The sequence below is a fragment of the Flavobacterium sp. CFS9 genome (assembly GCF_041154745.1).
Taxonomy (GTDB): Bacteria; Bacteroidota; Bacteroidia; order Flavobacteriales; family Flavobacteriaceae; genus Flavobacterium.
In genome coordinates this window covers 624,737-646,943 of record NZ_AP031573.1, presented here as the reverse complement: position 1 = coordinate 646,943, position 22,207 = coordinate 624,737, and the positions used below count along the sequence as shown (strand labels likewise).

The following is a 22,207-nucleotide window of genomic DNA, read 5'->3' as shown; positions in this document are numbered from 1 at the left end:
TGTAAAAATATTCTTTATGAATTTAATAGAACAATCCGAAGATTTTGTTAGTAATTTACTCAAAGATAAACTTTCTAATTTATATTCTTATCATAATTTCAACCATACTTTAACGGTAGTAAATGCTGTAAAAGAGCTTTGTAAAAAGGAAGATGTTACGCCTGAGGAGAAAGAGGTACTTTTAGTGGCGGCCTGGTTTCATGATAGCGGGTACATTAATGGTTATGAGAGACATGAAGAAGAGAGCGTGAATATTGCTACGTCTTTTTTGAAGGAAAAAGAAGTGTCGGATGAATTCATTGCACAGGTTTCAAGTCTGATTTTAGCAACCGTAAAAGAGCATATTCCTAAAACACATTTGGAGAAAATAATCAAGGATGCCGATTTTGCTCATCTTATGGGTACTGAGTATGCAACAACCTGCGAATTATTGCGAATTGAATTAAAGAATACCTGGAATTTAAACTTTTCAAATGCCGAATGGGCAAAAGAAAACCTGAATTTTCTAATGAACAAGCACCGTTTTTATACAGATTATGCGCTGAGAAAATGGCAGCCTTTAAAAGAGAAAAATCTGTTGATGGTTCAGAAAAAGATCGAAAAGCTGGAAAAGAAAGAGGCCGAAAAAATCGAAGAAGAAAACAGAAAGAAAGAGAAAATTGAAAAACCGGACCGTGGTATCGATACTCTGTTTCGTGTTACTTTAGGAAATCATACGCGTTTAAGCGGGATTGCCGATAGTAAAGCGAATATTTTATTGTCGGTAAATGCTATTATCATTTCGATCGCACTTTCTACCATTATCCCTAAATTAGACAGTCCGAAGAACGCGCATTTAGTTGTTCCTACTTTTATCATGTTGATCTCAAGTGTGGTCACCATTATTTTTGCCATTTTGTCTACACGGCCAAAAGTAACTACCGGTGTTTTTACACGCGAGGACATTGAGGCGAAGAAAATTAATTTATTATTCTTTGGAAACTTCTACAAAATGCCTCTGGAAGAATACGACTGGGCGATGAATGAAATGATGAAAGACAAGGATTACCTGTATTCGACCATGATCAAAGACTTGTATTATCTGGGATTGGTGCTGCAGCGCAAATATAATTTACTGCGTATTGCCTACAATCTTTTTATGATCGGTATCATTGTTACCGTAATTTCCTTTGTAATTGCTTTCAAATCTATATAAAAGCTCAACTAAAAATTAGTTGAGCTCATCTAGTAAGTCCTGATAGGTAATTTTTTTCGCTACGGGATTTGTATTATTGTTGATTACTTTCACACGAATGGCTCTTAGGCCCGAAACTCCCTGAAGGTCTTCAACTTCAAATTGTTCAATGGAAGGTTCGAGAATTTTTTTGTGCTGCAGGTATTTGATGTATTTCAAATATTCAGCCTCCTCACTGTTTTGAGAATAGACAATTGTAATTTTTTCTTTCTCTGTAATGCGGTCTTTTGTGCCTTTGATATTCGATTTGTCGATACGTTTTTTCACCACTTCGTATCTGGCATTGTAGGTTCCGTCTACATCAAAACGTTTTTCATCCATTCTGAAACGGATCGAAAGCGGAGAAGTAAACACTAAAATTAAAGAAGTCACATCCAGTTCGTACGGGAGTGATTCTTTAAGCTGATGATGTTCAAGTTCCATTTCGCACAAAGTTTGTAATTGCCACAAGCGCAAGTTGTGCAGATACATCATATCAAATGGTTGAGTAGGCGCAATAGAAGCCCCAATATAGAGGTTATGCTCAACGCCATCCGTTTTAAAACGTTCGTAATAGTGTGGATAAATCTGTTGTGCTTCGAGTTGTTTTTTGTCCAGAACCGAGGCTAGTTTCTTGTTGATAATAGACATCGCATTATCAAATTTCTTTCGCTCCTGATAAAACAATCCGCTCTTTGCATCCAGACTATCAAAATATTGTTTTTCGAGTTTTTCGCTTTTTTCTGTTTCTTTCGTGTTTTTTAAAAGAGGATGAATTTCTTCTTCAATATAACGCTGAATATATTGTTCCGTATCTGCTTTTAAAGGAGCGTCAAGTTCATCCCGAAAAGATTCCAGTTCAAATTTACGCTGTTCCAAAAGGACCAGATTGTGGTTTGCATTCTGAGATTCGAAAATCTTCAGCAAGGCAGTCAATTGATTTTTAAGGTCGATCTTAACTGTTTCATTTCGATGTTCCGAAGAACCTTTGATATCAATTTGCCCGTAAAGCGGATATACATTCTTAAATACAATTTCCTTAAAAATATAATCCTTGGTATGATTGATATTTTGGAAATAGTTTTGCGATTCTTTCTTGAATTTCCAGTACACACTTGGATGAATGGTGGTGTACTCACGCTGGATAATGGCTTCTATCTGATGCTGCATGTCCGTATTGTAACGATCGATAGTATCGGTTAAATATGGAAGTACCAGTTCCAGTTTGGTAGCATTAATCGTATTGAGTGCTTTCTTTTGAGAAGAAACCAGTTCGACAACGCCCAGTAACTGTCCGTCTTTTATGACCGGTGCAAAAACACAGCTTTGGATTCCCTGCTTTAATAAATGTTCTCCTAATTTGATATTCGGAGATTCTGCAATGAATTTTTCGACATTTGAAATTACCAATGGTTCTTTATTGCCTAATAATTTTTCGAAAGTACATCCAAAGAAAGCATTTTTACAATCGATCTCCTGATCTTTTGAAAGCAGAAAACTCTGTAGCTGAGTCTCGAATTTGACTGGTCGTATAAACTTTTCTTCCTCCGGATTATATACAATGAAACCGACTTTTAAATCAGGAATTTTGAAGATCGATTTAAAAATATTCGACACAATTTCATCAGTCGCAACAGTTTTTGAATCAGGTTTTAATAAGTTACTCTTTAAGTTCGAAATAGCACTTTCTGTAGTCGCATCAAACAGAGAAACAATTCCAAAACCTTTTAAAATCCAGCTTCCTTTAGGAAATTTTGATTTCCATAGTTCAAGATCATTGTAATTGTCCAGTAGTAAATCGATATCGTCCTGAGTTAAAGGTATCGCTTTTTCAGTCGGAGTAACGTCCATGAAATCGGCGTTGTACAGAATACGATAGTGTTTTTCTATTCCATTTTCATCCGGAATGTCATAGAAAAAAGGGTTATTAAAATCGATACGCTGTTTATAATGGGCGCCTAAAATAATACAGCAGTTGTTGACATAGAATTGATGATGATCGAAATCGCGAATTTCCATATCAAACTCAGATCCCGCATTGCTTAGAATTTTTTTGAAGCGTTCTGTATAGTTGAAATATAAATTCTGAAATGGTATGGTAACAGCCTTTATTTCATTATTGGTAAGGGCAGTTGGAAAGATATCAGCCAGCAGGTTTTTGATTAAAGCCTCATTGTCTTTGATCGTTGCGTATTCTTTAATTCCGCTCCTGAGTTCCGGAAGAGCTTCTATTTGTTTTAAAATGGCTTTTGCATAGTTAGCCCTGTAATCAACATCCGACAAAGCAATTTCTTCAAAAGATTTAATAAGCTTATGAAAGGAGATGATCGTTTCGAAAGGACTTTCGTTGTATAAATGAATATCCATCTGAATTGGTTTAGACTGTAAATTTAAGCATAAATTAAGAATTTTTAGCATTTCATCATTTCTTTCCTTTATGATAGCATAGAGCAAAAGCTTGTAAATAGAAGGGCTAAAAAGCAATCTGTTTTCTTTAACAAAATATTAACGTAACTAATAACGGAACGATCGTTCCGTTATTATATCTTTGTATCAGAATAATCAAATAATCAGTAATTTAAAAACAATTAAAATGAAAAAATTAGAGAATAAAGTAGCGATTGTAACAGGTGGAAATAGTGGAATAGGGTATGCGGCTGCAGCAGATTTGGCAGCAAATGGTGCAAAAGTAATTGTGACCGGAAGAAACAAAGATGCCTTAGCAAAAGCAGAAGCTGAATTGAAAGTAACCGGAATTGCATCAGATCAATCCGATTTAAAATCAATTGACGGTTTAGTTTCTGAAGTAAAAGATAAGTTTGGTAAAATTGATATCCTGTTTTTAAATGCCGGAATCGCTTCTTTTGCTCCTTTGGAATCTGCTTCAGAAGGTCATTATGATTCGATTATGGATGTGAACGTTAAGGGAGTTTATTTTACACTTCAAAAGTTGTTGCCTATTTTAAATGATGGAGGTTCTGTTGTTTTTAATACTTCTATAAATGCCAATGTTGGTATGGAAAATTCAGGAGTTTATGCGGCAAGTAAAGCGGCGCTGTTATCTTTAAACCGTGTTTTTGCAACTGAATTGGCACCAAGAAATATTAGAATTAATGCGATTTCACCGGGGCCTATTGAAACACCTATTTTTGGAAAATTAGGATTGGAAAAAGCAGAAATTGAAGGGTTTGGAGCAGCGTTAAGCGATAAAATTTTATTGAAACGTTTTGGTAAAGCTTCAGAGATTGCTAAGACAGTAACCTTCCTTGCTTCAGACGACGCTTCGTTTATTACAGGAACCGAAATTGTTGTAGACGGTGGGCTTACTGTAAACACAGTGGTTTAATTTTTTGCTCTAATTACGGAACAGTCGTTCCGTAATTTTTCGTATCTTTGTAAGAGAATTTAATTATGAAGTTATGGCCAGAACAAAAGAATTTGATGAGGATAAGGCTCTGGATAAAGCTATAGAAATTTTTTGGTGCAAAGGATATAATGGTACTTCAGCACAGGATCTGGTAACGCATTTGGGGTTAAGTCGTTCGAGTTTGTATGATACTTTTGGAGACAAACAGAAACTTTTTTCAAAAGCTTTAAGAAGGTATTTGGAACATGGGCAGGAAGCAACCAAGAGCCTTTTGAACCAATCAGAAGATATAAAAGAAACATTAACCCAAATTTTTAAACAAGCGGTTATTGAAAGTCTGGATGATCGAATGACAAAGGGCTGTTTCGTCGTGAATGCTGCTGTTGAACTCGCTATGCATGACGAAGAGATTGCTAAAATTGTGAGCGATAATCGGCAAACAGTGGAAGAGATTTTTTTGACAGCCGTAAAAAAAGGACAAGAAGCAGGGCAGATTTCAACGCAGTTAGAAGCAAAAACGCTGGCTCGTTTTATTTTTAATAATTATACCGGAATCAGGGTGCTGGCTCGTTCCGGAGAGAATGACAAGAAGGTTTACGATGATATTCTAAAAGCGATGTTTTCAGTATTATAACTTTGAAATGAAACAAAAAAAAACGGCAATTACCAGTGTAGTTGCCGTTTTTTGCTTTAAGTAAGTAATAGAAAATGAATGACTCTTAGCTTTTCTCTTCTTTATTGAAATACACTAAGTAGTAATACATTTGTTTTTCTTCATCCCAGCCTTTTTCAACAAATTTTTCAGCACTTTCCGGATTGATAAAATCCATTTTGATCTGAATGTGAGTGTCCAGATTAATCACGTTTTTGATTGATTTTCTGGCGTCTGAAACTGCTGCGTTGGCAATAGGGAATGAGGTTACATCTTCGATGCTGTATTTTTCTCCTTTATCTACTTTATAGTTTTTGAATTCAGGAATTAATTCAGGATTGTCCAGTACTTCGTTTAAGAAATTTTGTTCTTCAAACTGATCGTTTTTCGCGAAGTAATTCACAGATCGGTTCATGAACATTACTTCTTCTTTTTTGTCTTCTGCCGGTAAAACTACATCTTTGGCGAAGTTCTGACAGAATTTTAAGTATTTTTTAGTGATGAAGTTTTCATCTTCAAAAGCATCAACGGATAAAAAGTGCTCTAACCAGTAGCGAGCGTCATAACGGTTGCTGTCAACGGTTAGGATTTTGTATCCTTCTTCTTTTTTATAGTTGAAAATCAAACATCCTTTGTCTAATTTGCTTAAGTTGATACCTTGTTGAAGGATCATTTCAAGATTGCTCCCTTTTTCTTCAAATTGTAAAAAGTCGGCTTGTAACTCGCTTTTAAAGATTCCGATCGCATCTACGACATTATTATCGATACTCAGGTTGGTTAGGTACGTGATGTAAACCTCTCCGTTTTTAATGTGCGGGTGATTGGATTGTTCGAATAAGTGCGTCGTGATTTTTTTCGAAACCTCATGTAAATTCCCAGGGTTGCTAAAAATTTCTGTCGCATATTTAAACATGTCGTTGTAGTCCAGATCCACTTCGTGCGCAAACTGATAATAGTTTTCTTCTTTCTCTCTGAAAGGCTTAAAGAAGTACTCTTTGATCAAAGGAACAATTTCATCATTTAAATTAAATGGTTGTTCTGATAAAAAAATCGCTTCGTTTCTGCTTTTGTTTCCTACGCGGTGTATCGCAAGCGTATCGATGTGGGTGTTGAATAAGTTGATCATATTTTGAGTTGCTGAGATTCTAAGTTTCTAAGATTCTAAGTTTTTCAATTATTGTCTTTTAATTTTTTAATTAACGACGCTAACATCCTTTCAATCTCTCGACTGTCCTCGTATAAAAGGTTAAATTCTTCTTCGTTTATGTAAATTATATTTTTTGCAATTTCAAGCTGAGTCTGCATTTCAAATAGAGAACCTAGAGAAATAAATAAAAATCGCAAAAATTCTTTAGTACTTTCTCTACCTGATCCTTCTGCAATATTGCTCGGAACGGAAATTGAACTCCGACGTATTTGCGAAGTTAATCCAAACATTTCTTCTTTTGGAAACCTATTTGTTACTTTGTAAATTTTGGTAACTAAGGAAATTGATTTTTGCCAAACTAAAATTTTTCTAAAATGACTCATTATCTTGCTTTTAAAATAAATTATAAAAGTAAGAAAAATGCCTCAAATATAAAAACTTAGTATCTTAGCATCTAAGGAGCTTAGTACTTACGAACTAATTCCAATTCTCCTCAAATCCGTAATCTTCAAAGCTGTCGTCGCCTTCGAACATGTCAAGATCATCTTCGTCAAGATCGTCTTCAAATTCTCCGTAAATATCGTCGTGCATGTCGGCTTCAAAGTTCTTTTCGGTAGCTTCGTCCGGCATTTCTCCATGTGAGAATAGTGTTTCAGGATATGTAGCTCCCGCGATTTGATCTTCAATAGCAGCTAATTCAACTAAGAATGTCCACATATTGATGAAATCATATACATAGATAATTTTGGTATTTTGTTCGTCTAAAATAGAAGATAACGGATAATCGCCCATCGTTCTTTGCTCACCAGGCACGTCACCAGTGTCAAAAAGCGGAATCTCATCTTTCTGATTCCAGGTTTCATCACAGGTATAAAACGAAGCCACTTCCATTCCGTCAAAACCAAAAGCGTTGAAGATCGCATTGTGTAAATCCTCAAGAGTATCGTCTTCAAGAATAGCAATGTCTCTAAAAATATCTTCTTCGGCGTCTAGAATTACTCTAAATTTATAAACCATAATCGTTGTTTTTATTGAAAGGCCAAAGGTAAAGTATAATTAACGATTTACGAATTTTGATTTACGAATTGTTGAAAAGATTTTTCTTTAGCGATAGCGAAAGATTGAGAACTCTTATGATCGCTTTCTGCTCAGACGTTTTCTAATCTTATGATAGTGTTTGTGGTAGGTGCTGTGACTTGGATAAATTCTGCTGGAAGTCATGTTGTTGAAAATTAAGGCGGTCACAAATAAAATCAGTACTCCAACTAACACAGGAGACAGTACATACATATATCCCAGATTTTTTATTTGCGGGGAAGCAGTGACAGCGATAAGCGCAGTGGCTCCTCCGGGCGGGTGAAGTGTCTTGGTAATCTGCATGAAAATAATGGAAAGAGACACGGCCAGTGGTGCAGCGATCCATACAATATCCGGAACTAGTTTATTTACGGAAACTCCAATTATTGCTGAAATTAAATGACCTCCAATTAAATTTCTGGGCTGTGAAAACGGACTCTGTATGATTCCGTAAATCAAAACACTTGAAGCGCCAAAAGAACCAATCAGATAGACAAGGTCACTTCCTCCAAAATGTATTGACTCCAAATAAGCCAAAATTCCAATTCCGACAAAAGATCCCAGAAATGACCAAAAATGCTCTTTGAAGTCAATTAAAGTTTCTTTGTAAAGAATGTAACGTGTTTTGCGGTAACCTCTTTTTATGTTTGGAACGGGCATGATGTATTATTTTGAAATGCTGGGAGAATAAGAATATACGGTGTAAGGATATATCATTTTTGCGGTATATTTAGAAATCAGGCAAACCACAAGAATAGGCAGGAATAAGGTATAATCGTTTGTTAAACCGCAGACTAAGAATATTGCTGTAAAAGGGGCATGGATACTGGCGCTTAATACGGCCGCCATACCAATAATCATAAAGTTTATCGGAATTACGTGTACGTGAAAAAAGGTATTCAATACAGATGCCAATAGTAATCCTAAAAAAGCACCAATGAACAAACTCGGAGCAAATACACCGCCATCGCCCCCGGAGGCCAGTGTGATAGAGGTTACAATTGGTTTAAGAATCAATATACCAATCAGTGTCAGTGATAAAGTTATGGTTAATGGAATTTCAGAAGTAGTGCTGAATATTCCTTTTATAGCGTGATATCCTTCTCCATACAATTGAGGGAAAATAAAAAGAGAAACACTTAAAACCACAGAACCAATTAAGATTTTATAATAATGTGTATCGATTCGTGAGAATTGAGATTTAAAAAATAAAACGCAACGGGTCAGATAAACTGAATTTATTCCGGCCAGAATTCCTAAAAGGATGAAGTAAGGAATGGCTTTTAAATGCCAGGTGGTAATAGATACAGCAAATAAGGGTTCTTCTTTTAAGATAGTAAGCAAGCCAAAAGCAATGGAAACGGCAATAATATTCGAAATAATAAAAGCACGGGTTACTTTTCGTGAAATAACTTCGAAGGCAAATAAAATTCCTGCAATCGGACTGCTGAATAAAGCGGTTACTCCTGCTGCAACTCCTGCACATATTAGTTCGGTTTTGTATTGGCGAAACACATTTTCTTTTTGTTGTGCAACAGAACCAATGGTGGCGGTGGCTACTACGGTTGAAACCTCAATTCCGGTAGAGCCTCCAAAAATGACCGTCAGTAATCCGTTGATAAAGTGGGATGGAATTTTATAAGAAGGCAGGTTTTTGGAAGAGGATTTAGTACTCTCGAAAACTTCTTTAATGCCCTTGTTTTCTTTTTTCTTAAAGAGATATTGTCTCAGAAAGTAAATAACAGACAATCCGAAAACCGGGAATAGTATGTAAAAAATAGGATTTACAGAGACTTCATGAAAGAAGATTTCTTCGTAATACTCGGTGATTTTTTTGAGTGAGATTCCTAAAAAGGCAGAAAGAAAGCCAATTAATACCGAAACAATAACTAATTTTTTGAGGACAATAAATTGATGATTTTTTTTGATTTTCGCCGTTTTGTTCATCAGAGATCGATTTTGAAATCGCAATTTTTTATGCGGATTACAAAATTAGCTAATCAAATTCGGTTTTTAATACAAATCGCTCCCTATATTGTGTTAAAGTTGTCAGTTGAGTAGAACTCTTTCTGTTCGTTTAGTCTTTATCTCTCATAAAATTCAATAGGCAATTCGTCCGGATCGGCGATAAAAGTGAATCGTTTTTCGGTGAATTCATCGATTCGGATAGGTTCTGATTCGATGTTTTTAGTGTTTAAAAAAGCGATGGTTTCTTCTAAGTTAATGACTTCAAAAGCCAAGTGACGCAAGCCAACCGCTTCGGGTCTTGAAGGCCGTTTCGGTGGATTGGGAAATGAAAACAATTCGACTACATAAATGCCATTTAAGGACAGGTCAAGTTTATAAGACTGGCGCTCTTCGCGATAGACCTCTCTGATAATGTTCAGTCCTAAAATTTCAGTGTAGAAAGTTTTAGACTTTTGATAATCCGAGCATAAAATGGCAATATGATGAACTTTATTTAAGGTAAGCATTGGTTTTTTATTGGGGTTCCTGATTTAATTTTCGAATAATTTTTGCCGGATTTCCAACGGCCAGCGAGTTGTCCGGAATGTCTTTGGTCACTACTGATCCCGCACCAATCACACAGCCTTTCCCGATGGTGATACCCGGACAGATTACCGTATTTCCGCCAATCCAGCAATCGTCTCCGATAGAAATAGGTAAAGCATTTTCGAGTGTTTTTCGGAGTTCAGCGTCAAGCGGATGCGTGGCGGTATAAATTTGAACATTTGGTGCAAAAAATACATTTGACCCAATATTTACCGGAGCACAGTCCAAAACAACACAGTTTACATTAAAATAAACGTTATCGCCGCATGAAATATTGTAACCATAGTCGCAATGAAAAGGAGGTTCAATGTAAAAACTCTTGCCTGCATTTGGAATTAGTTCTGCCAGAATTTCCTTGGCTTTTTTGGTCATTCGGTATTCGGTGACGTTTAAGCGGTGCAGTAAGTTTTTGGCTTTTCGGCGTTCTTTTACTAAAATAGGGTCACCTGCCAGATAATATTCTCCGGCAATCATTTTTTCCTTTTCGGTTTTCATAAAGTGTTTTTATATTTTCTTTCGGGCAATTTTGTCGTGTATTTTTACAGTTTCCTGCAAAGCTGCTGTGGCGTACCAAGGGGTTAACTCAGCTTCCAGTAAGTTTGCTTTGATAGCGGGGTCAGTTGCCACCAATGCTTTTGCTTCCTCTATGGTTTCAACATTGAAAATATAAATGCCGCGATAATTTCGATCGTTTTTCATAAATGGTCCCGCAACAACCAGTTTTCCTTCTTTGGCTAATTTTCCGATATTCTCCATATGACCTTCAAACAGTTTTTTGCTTTCTTCTTTGGATGCGGTAGTGTTGGTTCCGGATTTTAAAAGACAGAAGACATATTTTTTCATTCCATACTCATCGGCATTCAGAGATTTGGCCAGTTTTTCATCGAATTTAGTTTCAGTTTCCTGAGCAAATCCAATGGCACAGAATAGTAGTAAAGCGAAAAATGATACTATTTTTTTCATAGCAGACTTATTTTAAAGAAGTTTTTTCAAGATAACAATCTGTCCTAAATGATAGACGTCATGCTGAATAATTCCGTGAAGATGTTCATAATAGGTATGACCATTATTTACATATATTTTAGTCAGATCCGCATCATCAAAATCCTGAAAGAAAGTATTCCATGCTTCCTGTGATTTTGCCAGACTTTGAAGCGATTGCTCCCAGGCTGCTTCTGACGGATCCAAAACTGGTACAAAATAGTTGTGATCCGGTGTTACTACTGCCTCTCCCTGCATTCGGTTCAGAATGTTTCTCCTCCATTGGATCAAATGGTTGGTAATTTCCCAAATGGTATTTAAGTTAGGATTTATTTTTCGGTAGGCCTGTGCGGCAGTTACATTTTCCAGAGTTTTGGTTAAGTTAACTTCCAGCCACGGATCTCCATCATAAATGGATTGATACAGATTTGAAATTCTTTTACTTTCTGACATAAGTGGAGATTTTAGAATTCATAGCTAAGATACAAATTAGATATTTACAACTCATCCTTAAAATTCTACAATTGGGTTATTTAATATTTTTTAACAGGAAATGTTAAAATACATTTGCTCTATCAAAAACCAAAATCATGAAAACCAAAATTACTCTTATTTTATTATTATTTACCATTTTTACTTTTGCCCAGAATACGATTTCAGGAAAAGTGGTTGATCAAAAAGGAAAACCGGTTCAGGGCGCTAATATTTACATAGACGGAACTTATGACGGAGCTACAAGTTCTGAAGACGGCAGCTTTTCATTCGAAACCAGCGAAAAAGGAAATAAATTTTTGGTGGTGAGTTTTTTGCTTTTCGAAACTTTCAAACAGGAAATAGACGTTGCCAATTATAAAGATCAAACGGTAAAACTAAGAGAGAACGTAAATGCACTTGATGCCGTTGTTATTACCGCGGGGACATTAGAATCAGGGGATAAAGCAAGAGTTTCAGTCTTAAAACCTCTGGATATTGTAACCACAGCCGGATCAGCCGGAAATATTATTGCAGCTTTGCAAACTTTACCGGGGACACAAAGCGTTGGCGAAGATGGACGTTTATTTGTTCGTGGAGGCGAGGCAAGCGAAACACAAACTTTTGTCGACGGACTTCGTGTCGCACAGCCTTATGGTGCAACGACTAATAATTTGCCCACCCGAAGCCGATTCTCTCCGTTTTTGTTTAGCGGAATTGCGTTTTCAACCGGAGGATATTCTGCCGAATATGGTGAAGCTCTATCAAGTGTTTTGTTGCTAAACACTCAGGATGAACCGGATCAGAATAAAACCGATATTGCTTTAATGACTGTAGGTTTGGGAGTAGGGAATACCCAAAAATGGAAAAAAAGCTCGTTCAGTATCAATACCAATTATATTAATCTGGCACCTTACCAGGCTGTAATTCCGCAGAACGTGGATTGGAATAATCCGTATCAGTCTTTGGGTGGTGAGGCCGTATATCGCTATAATTTTGAGAGAGGAATTTTTAAATTCTACGCTGCTTTTGATGCAGAGAAATTCGATTTGAATCAGAAAAATGTCAATTTTGCTAATCCTATCCGAACTGATCTGGACAACAATAACTTTTATCTGAATGCATCTTACAAGGGAGATTTCGGAACAGGCTGGCAGTTGACATCAGGAATTAGTTACGGGTACAGCAAAAACAAAATCAAATTTGATATTAATGATGTAGACAATAACGAAAATGCGGCACAGCTAAAATTGAAATTGAGAAAAAACATCTCGAATTATTTCAAATTGTCATTTGGAGCCGATTATTTCATCACAAAGTTTAATGAAAATTATACGGACAATAGCACTATAAACACAGCAAACGGTTACAATTCTAACATTGCCGCTTTTTATACGGAAGGAGACATTTTATTCTCGAAAAAACTGGCTGCAAAAGTAGGTTTCAGACTTTCGAATAACAGCTTGCTAAACGAAACCAATATTGCCCCAAGAGCTTCGCTGGCTTATAAAATTTCAAAAACCAGTCAGTTTTCATTTGCTTATGGAGACTTTACACAAACACCGGTAGTTGATTATATTAAATACTCCAAATACCACCAGTTTGAAAGTGAAAAAGCGAGACATTATATCTTAAATTATCAGTTTACAAAACCGGGACAAACTTTTAGAGCAGAGGCTTACTACAAAGATTACAGCAATTTAGTACAGTACAATACGAGAGATATTCAGTACAATTCGGTTTTCAACAACAACGGTTCGGGGTATGCAAAAGGATTGGATTTGTTTTGGAGAGACAGCAATCTGCATAAAAACCTGGAATACTGGATTTCTTATTCCTATATCGATTCAGAGAGACAGTACAAGAATTTCCCGGCGATGGTAACTCCTAGTTTTGTGGCTCATCATACCCTGTCTGTCGTAACAAAATATTTTATTACCGATTGGAAATCTCAAATTGGCTTTACGAACAGTTTCAGTTCCGGACGTCCGTACAATGATCCGAACCAGACTCAGTTCATGAATGGAAGAACAAAAGCGTATAATAGTTTGAGCTTCAACTGGGCTTATTTATTAACTACTCAAAAAATCCTGTATTTCTCTGTTTCGAATGTATTGGGAACTCAAAATGTTTTTGGATACGATTACGCCAGAAATCCAGATGCCAATGGAGTTTATAACAGACAAGCCATTATACCAACTGCAGATCGCTTTTTCTTCGTAGGTTTCTTTTGGACGATTAGTCAGAATAAGAATGAGAATCAGTTAAAGAATTTGTAAGTCGCTAAGGTTCTAAGAAACTAAGATGTTAAGCTATTCAGAATAAAACTTAGCACCTTAGCAACTCAGAACCTCAGTACCTCAAAAAAAAACAATTCAGTCACCAAAATCAACAACTCGGTATCATTTAATTTTAAAAGAATAAAATCCGATATACTTTTGAAGTGTAAATTAAAAGGAACAGAGATACAAAGGTTTACGGATAAGAAAAAAAACTTAGAACCTTAGAATCTAAAAAAAGAGTTTTAATCATCATCATCATCAAAACGCAGTCACTTAGAAACTTAAAAAAAGAAATCATGGTCAAAATTATCACTTTACTTATGCTGTTTATCTGCAGCTTGTTATCTGCCCAGAATGTCAATCTCACAGTTGCTGTTTCAGGGTTAAAAAACAATAAGGGAACCGTTAGAATAGGCTTGTACAATTCAGATAAAACATTTCTTAAGACGACTTATAAAAGTATTGTTTCCGAAATTAAAAATAATGAAGCTACGATAACTTTTGTTGGAATTCCCAAAGGAGAATACGGAATTTCAACTTATCATGACGAAAACGATAACGGAAAAATGGACCGTAATATGATGGGAATTCCTTCTGAAGATTATGCCTGTTCGAACAACGCGAAGGGATTTATGGGACCTCCGGCATATAACGATGCTAAATTTAACGTCAATAAGGATTCAAAAGCTAACATCGTATTTTAAAAAATCTAAAACTAAAAACAGTAACCAATTTAACACAATCAAAATGAAAAGAATTATTACTTCAATTGCATTATTTACCGTATTGCTAACTTCAGCACAAACACAATTTGAACAAGGAATGGGAAAAGCTTTCGGGCTTTGGAAAGAAGGAAAAAATACGGAGGCTTCGGCTATGTTTGAAAGAATCGCGGCAGCAGAAAAAAACAGTTACTTGCCAAATTATTATGTAGCCTTAATCAACACTACATCCGCATTTTCTGAAAAAGATAAAACGAAAATCGATTTGCTACTGACGAAAGCACAGGATGCACTGGATACAGAATTTATTAAAGATCAAAATAATGCCGAATTATATGCGATGCAGGCTTTAATCTATACAGCCTGGGTAGTAGCTGATCCAATGACAAACGGAATGAAATATTCGGCTAAGGTGATGGAAGCTTATGCAAAAGGAAAAGCGATAGACCCTAACAATCCAAGAATTGTTTTTGGTGAAGCGGATTATCAGATTGGAGGAGCAAAATGGTCAGGGGCTGATACCAAACCGTTGTGTGCACAAGTGGATAAAGCTGTCGAACTTTTTGCTACTTTTAAACCAGCCACGCCTTTTTCTCCAAAATGGGGATTAGAAAGAGCTTTGGAAACACAAAAAAATTGTAAAAAATAAATTTAATACCAAAAGAATAGAATGAAAGATCATAGAAACTCATTTGCCGATTTAAAAAGTGGAACCATTATGTGTTTCAAGATTTCTATGGTCTTTACCATTTTATTCTGCGCCTTTTTGGGTACCGATTTAAATGTTGAAAATGTATTGCTGACCTTCGGGATTAGCTGTCTTTACTCTTTTGGATTGGGCTTTGGCAACGGATTTATCAACGTTCTTTTAGATAAAAAGTGGGATTGGCTGGAACAAACCAATCTACGAGTGTACTACGGAATTTTGATTACCATATTGTATACCGTTCCGGTTGTTTTGGGAATCAATTATGTTGTTTGCGTATTTGTTCAGCATCTTCCGCCGGATCAGTTTTTTAGTGAAAGGATGATTTGGGCTCACCTTTTTTATGTGATTCTGTCTCTCGGAGTTTCAACTTTCATGCAGGCCCGAAGCTTTATGGTGAAGTGGAAACAGGCTTCCAAATTTGAAGTAACACAGCAAAAAATTATTGCAGGAACGGCAAATGCTAAATTCGAAAGTTTAAAAAATCAAATAGACCCGCATTTCCTTTTTAACAGTTTAAACGTTCTTAGTTCACTAATCGAAGAAAATCCGGATAATGCACAACGATTTACAACCTCATTGTCTAAAATATACCGTTATGTTTTAGAGCAGAAGGATAAAGAGTTAGTTTCTGTTGAAGATGAACTGTCGTTTGCTAAAACCTATATGAATTTGCTAAAAATGCGATTCGAGAACAGTTTGTTTTATGAATTACCAACGACAAATATTAATCCCGAGGCAAAAGTAGTTCCGTTATCCTTACAGCTTTTACTGGAGAATACGGTAAAACACAATATCGTCAGCGAGCAAAAACCGTTGCATATCAGGATTTTTGTGGATGGAGATTATCTGGCGATACAAAATGATTTTCAGAAAAAAGAAGTTTTACAGGACAGGCAGGGAGTAGGATTGCAGAACATTGTGAACCGATATTCAATTGTAACCAACAGAAAGGTTCTGATTGAACAAAACGAAGAAAATTTCACCGTTAAAATTCCAATTTTAACCAAACAAATTACAGTTATGGAAACAAGTGCAGAATATAGTGATGAGAATAAAGCTTATTTCAGAGCGAAGAAAAGAGTAGAGGAACTGAAAGGTTTTTACGGTAACGTAATTTCATATTGTTGTGTGGTACCATTTTTAATTTTTATAAATTTGAGGTACTCTCCTGGATTTCAATGGTTTTGGTTCTCGGCTTTAGGCTGGGGGTTTGGAGTTGTCATGCATGCTTTTAAAGTGTTTGGGTACAGCTCAGATTGGGAAGAACGAAAAATAAGAGAGATTTTGGAACGCGAAAACAAACAAAAAAACTGGAAATAGCCATGGAAAAGGATTTTATAGAAGCAGAACGTTTTTATCAGGCTAAGAAAAAAGTAAAAGAAATTAGAGAGTTTTACGAGCATTTGGCAGTTTTTATTATGGTAAACATTATTGTGATAGCCGTAAATCTTATAACTTCTCCCGGTTACTTATGGTTTGTCTGGTGTGTTTTGGGTTGGGGAGTTGGAGTAGTGATTCATGGGCTGACAGTGTTTAATATTCCGCCTTTTTTTAGTAAAGACTGGGAAGAGAGAAAAATCAAAGAAATTTTAGAAAAAGAAAGAACCGGCAAATCTGATCATAATTATGGAAACTAATTTTAATAGAGAACAGGAAGATTTCGAACTTCAAAAGATAGCGAGCAAAAAGGTTGTAAAGTTAAAGGCTTTTTATACCCATGTGATTTTCTATGTTGCTGGTCTTATACTTTATATTTTAAAAGATTATTTTGGACTTCCGCTTAATATTTTTCCTGTACAATATCTGAACGGATTTGTCATGTGTATCTGGACAACTGCTTTTGTGGTATCGGCGATAGATATATTTGCTTCTCTTAAAATTTTTGGAGAAGAGTGGGAAGAGCGTAAAATGAAGAGCATCTTAGAGAAAAAAGAAAAAAAACAAAAATGGGAGTAATCATGGAAGTAAATTTGAATGAAGAGGATAAATATTACCTTGCAAAAAAGAGAGTGAAGGAAATCAAAGGATTCTATGGCAATTTAACGGCATATGTTATTGTAAATCTTGTTCTGATTTTTATCAATCTCTATACATCACCAAGGTATTTATGGTTTTACTGGCCTTTAATGTGGTGGGGAATTGGAGTAGTTTTTCACGGTTTGAAAGTCTTTAAAGTATTTCCGGTTCTCGGAAAAGACTGGGAAGAGAAAAAGATTAAAGAACTGATGGAAAAGGAGAGAGAGAATAAAAATAAATGGCAATAATTATAGTGAAATGGGACGATATAGAAGAGACAGGTATGAAGCTTTCAGAGATGAAATTAGTACAGACGAAAGCTACAATTTAGCCTATAGAAAAGTAAAAAAGATAAAAGGTTTTTATACACATTTAAAAGTGTATTTGATTGTAAACGTAATCATTATAGTTTCTAATTTAAACCGGGATTATTTCAGTCATAGTGTTTCTGAAAACGAATTGTTAGACTGGCGTACCTATTCGACAGCGATATTTTGGGGAATAGCTTTAGTTATTCACGCTTTTACGGTATTCGGCCCTGACATTTTTTTCAGCAGGGAATGGGAGCAAAAAAAGATCCAAAAATATATGGAGAGAGATGCTCAGAACAATAACACAAAATGGCAATAATTTTTAAATTAAAATAATATGGGACAGTTTAGAAGACAGATGTACGAAGATTATTCACATGAGTTTAGTACAGATGAAAGTTTCAATTTAGCATACAAAAAAGTAAAACGAATTAAAGGTTTTTATTCGCATTTGAGAGTTTATATTATGGTGAATATTATCATCATTATTTCAAGTCTGAATAAACCTTATGTTAGCGGTGACTTTGTAATTAGGGGATTTAATGACTGGGAAATTTACTCGACTGCATTTTTTTGGGGAATTGCTTTAGTGATTCATGGAATTTCTGTTTTTGGCCCTGATGTTTTTTTCAATAGAGATTGGGAGCAAAAGAAAATTCAAAAAATAATGGAGAAAGAGGCTGAAAATAAAAATAAATGGAAGTAATTTTAAGCTGAATTTTTAATTTTTTGCATCTTACGAAATGACCACACTAATTATAGAAGACGAAAAACCGGCGGCAAGATTACTACAACGAAAACTTGAAAAGTTGGATATTGCTGTAAAGACCATGCTGCATTCTGTTGAAGAATCTGTTTATTGGTTTGAAAATAATGAACATCCGGATCTCATATTCCTGGATATTCAATTGTCTGATGGTTTATCGTTTGAAATTTTTGAAAAAATAAACATTCAGAGCGCCATTATTTTTACCACGGCTTATGATGAATACGCTTTAAAAGCATTCAAATTAAACAGTATCGATTATCTTTTAAAACCAATTGACGAAGATGATCTGGAAGTCGCTGTTGAAAAGTTCAGAACAAGATTGCCTAAAGCAAGTGCGGATACTTCAAATTTACAGCTTGATTTTGAACAAATTCGCCAAATGTTGTCGAATCCTTTTGAAAAGAATTATAAAAAACGGTTTACGGTTAAAATCGGACAGCATTTAAAAGTCATTACAACCGACGAAATTGAGTGTTTCTTTAGTGAAAATAAAGGAACCTATATTCATACTTTTGATAATAGAAATTATTTAATCGATTCGACTTTAGAAATCCTGGAGCAGGAAATCGATAAAAAAGATTTCTTCCGCGTGAGCCGAAAGTTCATTGTTCCGCTTACGGCGATAAAAGAAATTCAGGTGTACACCAATTCACGCTTAAAGGTAATTTTACCTACCTATAAAGAGGATGAGGTAATTGTGAGCCGCGAGAAAGTGCAGGACTTTAAAAACTGGTTGGGGTAGTTTTCTTGAGAGATGTAAGATGTATGATGTAAGATGTGAAATATTTAAAAGTGCTGTAGGCTTGACACTTTTTTTTCGACGGATTAAGAATCCTTACTGTATTATTTGTCATTCGGTTAGAATTTTTTGCTGTGTTTCATTAGGTTCAATAATTTGAACAAAGAGCATAGGCTCGACACATTTTTTTCGAAGAATTAATAATCCTTGCTGTATTATTTGTGATTCGTTCAGAATTTTTGCTGTGTTTCAATAGGTTTAATAATTTGAACAAAGAGCATAGGCTCGACATATTTATAGGCTCGGATTTTAATCCGATCAAAAATGATAAGTCCCCAGCATAGAAAACCGTAGGCTTGGCACATATTCTTAGCATATATATTGATATAAAAAAAAGCGCCGGAAATTTTCCGGCGCTTTTTTTTATAATTAAAAATATTATTTACTCAATCGGTGTAAAGTATAAGTCATGGCGCTTAAAAGGAAAAAAGCCATAATTTGATGAATTAATCCTAAAGCCAACGGTACGCTGTATAAAAGTGTAAAAACGCCCAGTAAGAACTGAATGAAAACAAAAACAAGAAGAACGTCGATTCCTTTAGATTGATTTCTGGTAAGAGAAAATTGGGTTCCTTTGTAATATAAGAAAAGAATTAGTGCCACTACTACATACGCAAAGGTTCTGTGTACAAACTGAACTCCGCTTTTCCCTTCGATTAAATTTTTAACCAACGTAGGTTGTTCAATAAAAACCGAATCGTGAATAAATTGCCCGTCACTCATTAAAGGCCAGTGATTGTGTATTAAACCGGCATTAAGACCTGCTACAAATCCACCGTAAATAATTTGAATCAGTAAAGCGACAAGAGCTATTCTTGCGATATTACGAAGCGGAATTATTTTATAAACATTGCGTTCCGGATAAATTAAATCTAAGGCAACCCAAAGAGTATAAGCAAAAGTAATAAAGGCAAAAGTAAGGTGCAGAGAAAGTCTGAAATGACTAACATCCGGATTGTCGATTAATCCGCTGCGTACCATAAACCATCCTAAGAATCCCTGAAAACCTCCCATTGCCAAAAGAACGATACATTTGTTTATAGTTGGACGATCTAGTTTTTTTCGAATTAAGAAATAAACAAAAGGAACAAAGAAAACCAGTCCGATAATGCGCCCTATGAAACGGTGAAACCATTCCCAGAAATAGATGAATTTATAGTCTGAAAGTTGAAAATCATTATGAATATTGATTTTTTGATACTCGGGAAATTTCTTGTATTGTTCAAAAGCTTCATTCCATTTTGCTTCTGTCAGTGGTGGGAAAGTGTCTGTCACTAAGTGCCAGTCGGTCATGGATAAACCTGAATTGGTCAAACGGGTAATTCCGCCAACGACCACCATTAAAAACAATAAAACACAACCCGATAGCAACCAGATGATTACTGATTTATTTTCTTTTTTCATTTTATAAAATAATACTTAATTCTCTATACTTTTTTTAAGCCTAATTTTTCAGCTCTTTTAATCACAAAATCATAAGCAGCCTGATATTCATTCGGAATGTCGCCTTCCAGAATTGCTTCTTTTACCGCTTCTTTCAGGATTCCGATTTCTCTCGAAGGTTTCAAATCAAAGATTTCCATAATTTCTTCACCCGAAATAGGCGGTTGAAAATTACGAACATGATCGCGCTCTTCGACTTCAACAATTTTTCTGCGGACGATTTCGAAGTTTTTATGGTATTTTTTAAACTTTGACGGATTTTTAGTGGTGATATCTGCCTCGCACAAAGTCATTAGATTTTCGACATCCTCACCGGCATCAAAAACCAAACGACGCACTGCGCTATCGGTTACAATGTCGTCAGCCAAAACAATAGGGCGTGAACTCATGATAACCATTTTTTGCACAAATTTCATTTTGTGATTCAGTGGCATGTGTAAACGTTCGAAGATTTTTTTGGTCATCTTTCCGCCTAAAAACTCGTGCCCGTGAAAAGTCCAGCCTTGTTTTTTATTGAAACGTTTTGTAGGCGCTTTTCCAATATCATGCAACAGTGCTGCCCAGCGCAACCAGACATCATCTGTATTCGGACAAATATTATCGACTACTTCCAGTGTGTGATAAAAGTTATTTTTATGGGTATGCCCTTCGATTTCTTCTACCTGATTCAATGCGGTTAATTCAGGTAAAATTAAATCTAAAAGCCCCGTTTTGTATAATAGTAAAAAGCCGGTTGAAGGTTTAGGAGTAGAGAGAATTTTGTTCAATTCATCAACAATTCTTTCACCCGAGATAATTTTAATGCGATCTGCATTTTTTGTGATGGCGTTTAATGAATTTTCTTCTATTTCGAAATTCAATTGTGTGGCAAAACGAATCGCACGAAGCATGCGCAACGGGTCATCAGAATAGGTGATGTCCGGATCCAAAGGAGTCTTGATGATTTTGCTCTCTAAATCAGACAAACCATTAAAAGGATCAGAAAGATCTCCAAAGTTTTCTTCGTTCAGCGATAAAGCCAAAGCATTAATGGTAAAGTCACGACGGTTTTGATCGTCTTCCAGAGTTCCGTTTTCAACAATCGGATTTCGGCTGTCGAAGTTGTAGGATTCTTTTCTTGCTCCGACAAATTCAATATCGGTATCTTCAAAACGAAGCATGGCTGTCCCGTAGGTCTTAAAAACCTGAACCTTTGGTTTGTTGGGCAATAATTCAGAAACTTTTAAAGCCAATTCGATTCCACTGCCCACAGCAACAACATCAATATCTTTTTTAGAACCTCTGTTTAAAAGTAAATCCCGAACAAAACCTCCAATGACATAGCTGTCAACGTTGAGTTCCCGGGATGCTTTCGAAATTATTTCGAAGATTCTATGTTGTAAAGCAGTTTTATAATTTGTTTGTATAGCCACGAATTCACTAATTTTTGAATGAAAAACATTTTCGATTTCTAAGAAATGAAATGCAGGCAAATTTACAACATAGAAAATGCCTTTTATAATCTAAGGGTCACTTTTTTGAATAAATTCACAGTTTAGAGCATCTATTTTTATCAAAGTAAAATTGACTGCCACAAAATGCATGAATTTTCACGAATCTCTTGGGATTTTTTAAAAAGAAATTAGTGGGAATTCGTGTAATTTGTGGCAAAAAAAACTATACCTCAATAAAACAAATCAATTAGGATCTCCTATT

Annotated in this window: 25 protein-coding genes; 13 read left to right on the top strand and 12 right to left on the bottom strand. The window is 35.5% G+C overall.

Annotation, left to right across the window (positions count from 1 at the left end):
• The first annotated feature begins 16 nt into the window (after positions 1-16).
• Positions 17-1,195 carry a Pycsar system effector family protein gene (locus tag ACAM30_RS02680; protein ID WP_369617126.1) on the top strand — a complete coding sequence of 393 codons (1,179 nt, stop codon included), beginning with the start codon at positions 17-19 and terminating at the stop codon, positions 1,193-1,195.
• Positions 1,196-1,210: 15 nt separating this feature from the next.
• On the opposite strand, the gene ACAM30_RS02675 is transcribed toward ACAM30_RS02680, so the two are convergent.
• Positions 1,211-3,580: a GAF domain-containing protein gene (locus ACAM30_RS02675; protein WP_369617125.1), complete on the bottom strand. Its 2,370-nt coding sequence runs from the start codon at positions 3,578-3,580 to the stop codon at positions 1,211-1,213.
• 226 nt (positions 3,581-3,806) lie between these two features.
• Here ACAM30_RS02675 and ACAM30_RS02670 point away from each other — a divergent pair, with 226 nt between their 5' ends.
• Both ACAM30_RS02670 and ACAM30_RS02665 read left to right on the top strand, forming a co-directional pair.
• Positions 3,807-4,559, top strand: coding sequence for an SDR family oxidoreductase (locus ACAM30_RS02670; RefSeq protein WP_369617124.1), 753 nt, complete (start codon positions 3,807-3,809; stop codon positions 4,557-4,559).
• Between the two features lie 73 nt (positions 4,560-4,632).
• On the top strand, positions 4,633-5,214 hold the full coding sequence (locus tag ACAM30_RS02665) for a TetR/AcrR family transcriptional regulator (protein WP_369617123.1): 582 nt from the start codon (positions 4,633-4,635) through the stop codon (positions 5,212-5,214).
• A gap of 85 nt (positions 5,215-5,299) precedes the next feature.
• Here the strand turns inward: ACAM30_RS02665 and ACAM30_RS02660 are convergent, their stop codons facing one another.
• The 9 genes from ACAM30_RS02660 to ACAM30_RS02620 form a co-directional block, all read right to left on the bottom strand.
• Positions 5,300-6,358 carry a nucleoid-associated protein gene (locus tag ACAM30_RS02660; RefSeq protein ID WP_369617122.1) on the bottom strand — a complete coding sequence of 353 codons (1,059 nt, stop codon included), beginning with the start codon at positions 6,356-6,358 and terminating at the stop codon, positions 5,300-5,302.
• Positions 6,359-6,402: 44 nt separating this feature from the next.
• Positions 6,403-6,762, bottom strand: coding sequence for a four helix bundle protein (locus ACAM30_RS02655; RefSeq protein WP_369617121.1), 360 nt, complete (start codon positions 6,760-6,762; stop codon positions 6,403-6,405).
• A 94-nt stretch (positions 6,763-6,856) separates the two neighbouring features.
• Positions 6,857-7,396 (bottom strand): hypothetical protein, encoded by a 540-nt coding sequence (locus ACAM30_RS02650; protein ID WP_369617120.1) that lies wholly within the window; start codon positions 7,394-7,396, stop codon positions 6,857-6,859.
• 114 nt (positions 7,397-7,510) lie between these two features.
• Complete coding sequence (locus ACAM30_RS02645; RefSeq protein WP_369617119.1) at positions 7,511-8,116, bottom strand: HPP family protein; 606 nt, start codon at positions 8,114-8,116, stop codon at positions 7,511-7,513.
• Between the two features lie 6 nt (positions 8,117-8,122).
• Positions 8,123-9,403: a chloride channel protein gene (locus tag ACAM30_RS02640; RefSeq protein WP_369617118.1), complete on the bottom strand. Its 1,281-nt coding sequence runs from the start codon at positions 9,401-9,403 to the stop codon at positions 8,123-8,125.
• Positions 9,404-9,540: 137 nt separating this feature from the next.
• Entirely contained in the window at positions 9,541-9,930 is a 390-nt protein-coding gene (locus ACAM30_RS02635; protein WP_369617117.1) for a VOC family protein, read from the bottom strand.
• A 7-nt stretch (positions 9,931-9,937) separates the two neighbouring features.
• Positions 9,938-10,504: a sugar O-acetyltransferase gene (locus ACAM30_RS02630; RefSeq protein WP_017495231.1), complete on the bottom strand. Its 567-nt coding sequence runs from the start codon at positions 10,502-10,504 to the stop codon at positions 9,938-9,940.
• A gap of 9 nt (positions 10,505-10,513) precedes the next feature.
• Positions 10,514-10,972: a YciI family protein gene (locus ACAM30_RS02625; RefSeq protein ID WP_369617116.1), complete on the bottom strand. Its 459-nt coding sequence runs from the start codon at positions 10,970-10,972 to the stop codon at positions 10,514-10,516.
• 12 nt (positions 10,973-10,984) lie between these two features.
• Positions 10,985-11,443 (bottom strand): DinB family protein, encoded by a 459-nt coding sequence (locus ACAM30_RS02620; protein WP_369617115.1) that lies wholly within the window; start codon positions 11,441-11,443, stop codon positions 10,985-10,987.
• Positions 11,444-11,580: 137 nt separating this feature from the next.
• On the opposite strand from ACAM30_RS02620, the gene ACAM30_RS02615 reads away from it, so the two are divergent.
• The 10 genes from ACAM30_RS02615 (at position 11,581) to ACAM30_RS02570 (ending at position 19,012) form a co-directional block, all read left to right on the top strand.
• On the top strand, positions 11,581-13,740 hold the full coding sequence (locus ACAM30_RS02615; protein WP_369617114.1) for a TonB-dependent receptor: 2,160 nt from the start codon (positions 11,581-11,583) through the stop codon (positions 13,738-13,740).
• A gap of 299 nt (positions 13,741-14,039) precedes the next feature.
• On the top strand, positions 14,040-14,447 hold the full coding sequence (locus ACAM30_RS02610) for a DUF2141 domain-containing protein (RefSeq protein WP_369617113.1): 408 nt from the start codon (positions 14,040-14,042) through the stop codon (positions 14,445-14,447).
• 43 nt (positions 14,448-14,490) lie between these two features.
• Complete coding sequence (locus tag ACAM30_RS02605) at positions 14,491-15,114, top strand: hypothetical protein (RefSeq protein WP_369617112.1); 624 nt, start codon at positions 14,491-14,493, stop codon at positions 15,112-15,114.
• A gap of 21 nt (positions 15,115-15,135) precedes the next feature.
• Positions 15,136-16,494, top strand: a complete 1,359-nt coding sequence (locus ACAM30_RS02600; RefSeq protein WP_369617111.1) for a 2TM domain-containing protein — start codon at positions 15,136-15,138, stop codon at positions 16,492-16,494.
• Positions 16,495-16,496: 2 nt separating this feature from the next.
• Positions 16,497-16,811, top strand: coding sequence for a 2TM domain-containing protein (locus tag ACAM30_RS02595; protein ID WP_369617110.1), 315 nt, complete (start codon positions 16,497-16,499; stop codon positions 16,809-16,811).
• Positions 16,801-17,130, top strand: a complete 330-nt coding sequence (locus ACAM30_RS02590; RefSeq protein ID WP_369617109.1) for a 2TM domain-containing protein — start codon at positions 16,801-16,803, stop codon at positions 17,128-17,130. The genes ACAM30_RS02595 and ACAM30_RS02590 overlap by 11 nt, the downstream gene beginning before the upstream one ends.
• 2 nt (positions 17,131-17,132) lie before the next feature.
• Entirely contained in the window at positions 17,133-17,438 is a 306-nt protein-coding gene (locus ACAM30_RS02585) for a 2TM domain-containing protein (protein WP_369617108.1), read from the top strand.
• A gap of 10 nt (positions 17,439-17,448) precedes the next feature.
• The gene (locus ACAM30_RS02580; protein WP_369617107.1) at positions 17,449-17,820 is read left to right on the top strand and encodes a 2TM domain-containing protein; all 372 of its coding nucleotides are present in this window, start codon (positions 17,449-17,451) and stop codon (positions 17,818-17,820) included.
• Positions 17,821-17,838: 18 nt separating this feature from the next.
• Positions 17,839-18,207 (top strand): 2TM domain-containing protein, encoded by a 369-nt coding sequence (locus tag ACAM30_RS02575; protein ID WP_369617106.1) that lies wholly within the window; start codon positions 17,839-17,841, stop codon positions 18,205-18,207.
• Positions 18,208-18,244: 37 nt separating this feature from the next.
• Entirely contained in the window at positions 18,245-19,012 is a 768-nt protein-coding gene (locus tag ACAM30_RS02570) for a LytR/AlgR family response regulator transcription factor (protein ID WP_369617105.1), read from the top strand.
• A gap of 435 nt (positions 19,013-19,447) precedes the next feature.
• Here the strand turns inward: ACAM30_RS02570 and ACAM30_RS02565 are convergent, their stop codons facing one another.
• Positions 19,448-20,473, bottom strand: coding sequence for a COX15/CtaA family protein (locus ACAM30_RS02565; protein ID WP_369617104.1), 1,026 nt, complete (start codon positions 20,471-20,473; stop codon positions 19,448-19,450).
• A 23-nt stretch (positions 20,474-20,496) separates the two neighbouring features.
• Complete coding sequence (locus ACAM30_RS02560) at positions 20,497-21,924, bottom strand: CCA tRNA nucleotidyltransferase (RefSeq protein WP_369617103.1); 1,428 nt, start codon at positions 21,922-21,924, stop codon at positions 20,497-20,499.
• Positions 21,925-22,207 lie beyond the last annotated feature (283 nt).

Bases quoted from the DNA above. Each gene is read 5' to 3' on its own strand.
- ACAM30_RS02680 (WP_369617126.1), top strand. From the start codon at position 17: ATGAATTTAATAGAACAATCCGAAGATTTTGTTAGTAATTTACTCAAA.
- ACAM30_RS02675 (WP_369617125.1), bottom strand. From the start codon at position 3,580: ATGGATATTCATTTATACAACGAAAGTCCTTTCGAAACGATCATCTCC.
- ACAM30_RS02670 (WP_369617124.1), top strand. From the start codon at position 3,807: ATGAAAAAATTAGAGAATAAAGTAGCGATTGTAACAGGTGGAAATAGT.
- ACAM30_RS02665 (WP_369617123.1), top strand. From the start codon at position 4,633: ATGGCCAGAACAAAAGAATTTGATGAGGATAAGGCTCTGGATAAAGCT.
- ACAM30_RS02660 (WP_369617122.1), bottom strand. From the start codon at position 6,358: ATGATCAACTTATTCAACACCCACATCGATACGCTTGCGATACACCGC.
- ACAM30_RS02655 (WP_369617121.1), bottom strand. From the start codon at position 6,762: ATGAGTCATTTTAGAAAAATTTTAGTTTGGCAAAAATCAATTTCCTTA.
- ACAM30_RS02650 (WP_369617120.1), bottom strand. From the start codon at position 7,396: ATGGTTTATAAATTTAGAGTAATTCTAGACGCCGAAGAAGATATTTTT.
- ACAM30_RS02645 (WP_369617119.1), bottom strand. From the start codon at position 8,116: ATGCCCGTTCCAAACATAAAAAGAGGTTACCGCAAAACACGTTACATT.
- ACAM30_RS02640 (WP_369617118.1), bottom strand. From the start codon at position 9,403: ATGAACAAAACGGCGAAAATCAAAAAAAATCATCAATTTATTGTCCTC.
- ACAM30_RS02635 (WP_369617117.1), bottom strand. From the start codon at position 9,930: ATGCTTACCTTAAATAAAGTTCATCATATTGCCATTTTATGCTCGGAT.
- ACAM30_RS02630 (WP_017495231.1), bottom strand. From the start codon at position 10,504: ATGAAAACCGAAAAGGAAAAAATGATTGCCGGAGAATATTATCTGGCA.
- ACAM30_RS02625 (WP_369617116.1), bottom strand. From the start codon at position 10,972: ATGAAAAAAATAGTATCATTTTTCGCTTTACTACTATTCTGTGCCATT.
- ACAM30_RS02620 (WP_369617115.1), bottom strand. From the start codon at position 11,443: ATGTCAGAAAGTAAAAGAATTTCAAATCTGTATCAATCCATTTATGAT.
- ACAM30_RS02615 (WP_369617114.1), top strand. From the start codon at position 11,581: ATGAAAACCAAAATTACTCTTATTTTATTATTATTTACCATTTTTACT.
- ACAM30_RS02610 (WP_369617113.1), top strand. From the start codon at position 14,040: ATGGTCAAAATTATCACTTTACTTATGCTGTTTATCTGCAGCTTGTTA.
- ACAM30_RS02605 (WP_369617112.1), top strand. From the start codon at position 14,491: ATGAAAAGAATTATTACTTCAATTGCATTATTTACCGTATTGCTAACT.
- ACAM30_RS02600 (WP_369617111.1), top strand. From the start codon at position 15,136: ATGAAAGATCATAGAAACTCATTTGCCGATTTAAAAAGTGGAACCATT.
- ACAM30_RS02595 (WP_369617110.1), top strand. From the start codon at position 16,497: ATGGAAAAGGATTTTATAGAAGCAGAACGTTTTTATCAGGCTAAGAAA.
- ACAM30_RS02590 (WP_369617109.1), top strand. From the start codon at position 16,801: ATGGAAACTAATTTTAATAGAGAACAGGAAGATTTCGAACTTCAAAAG.
- ACAM30_RS02585 (WP_369617108.1), top strand. From the start codon at position 17,133: ATGGAAGTAAATTTGAATGAAGAGGATAAATATTACCTTGCAAAAAAG.
- ACAM30_RS02580 (WP_369617107.1), top strand. From the start codon at position 17,449: ATGGGACGATATAGAAGAGACAGGTATGAAGCTTTCAGAGATGAAATT.
- ACAM30_RS02575 (WP_369617106.1), top strand. From the start codon at position 17,839: ATGGGACAGTTTAGAAGACAGATGTACGAAGATTATTCACATGAGTTT.
- ACAM30_RS02570 (WP_369617105.1), top strand. From the start codon at position 18,245: ATGACCACACTAATTATAGAAGACGAAAAACCGGCGGCAAGATTACTA.
- ACAM30_RS02565 (WP_369617104.1), bottom strand. From the start codon at position 20,473: ATGAAAAAAGAAAATAAATCAGTAATCATCTGGTTGCTATCGGGTTGT.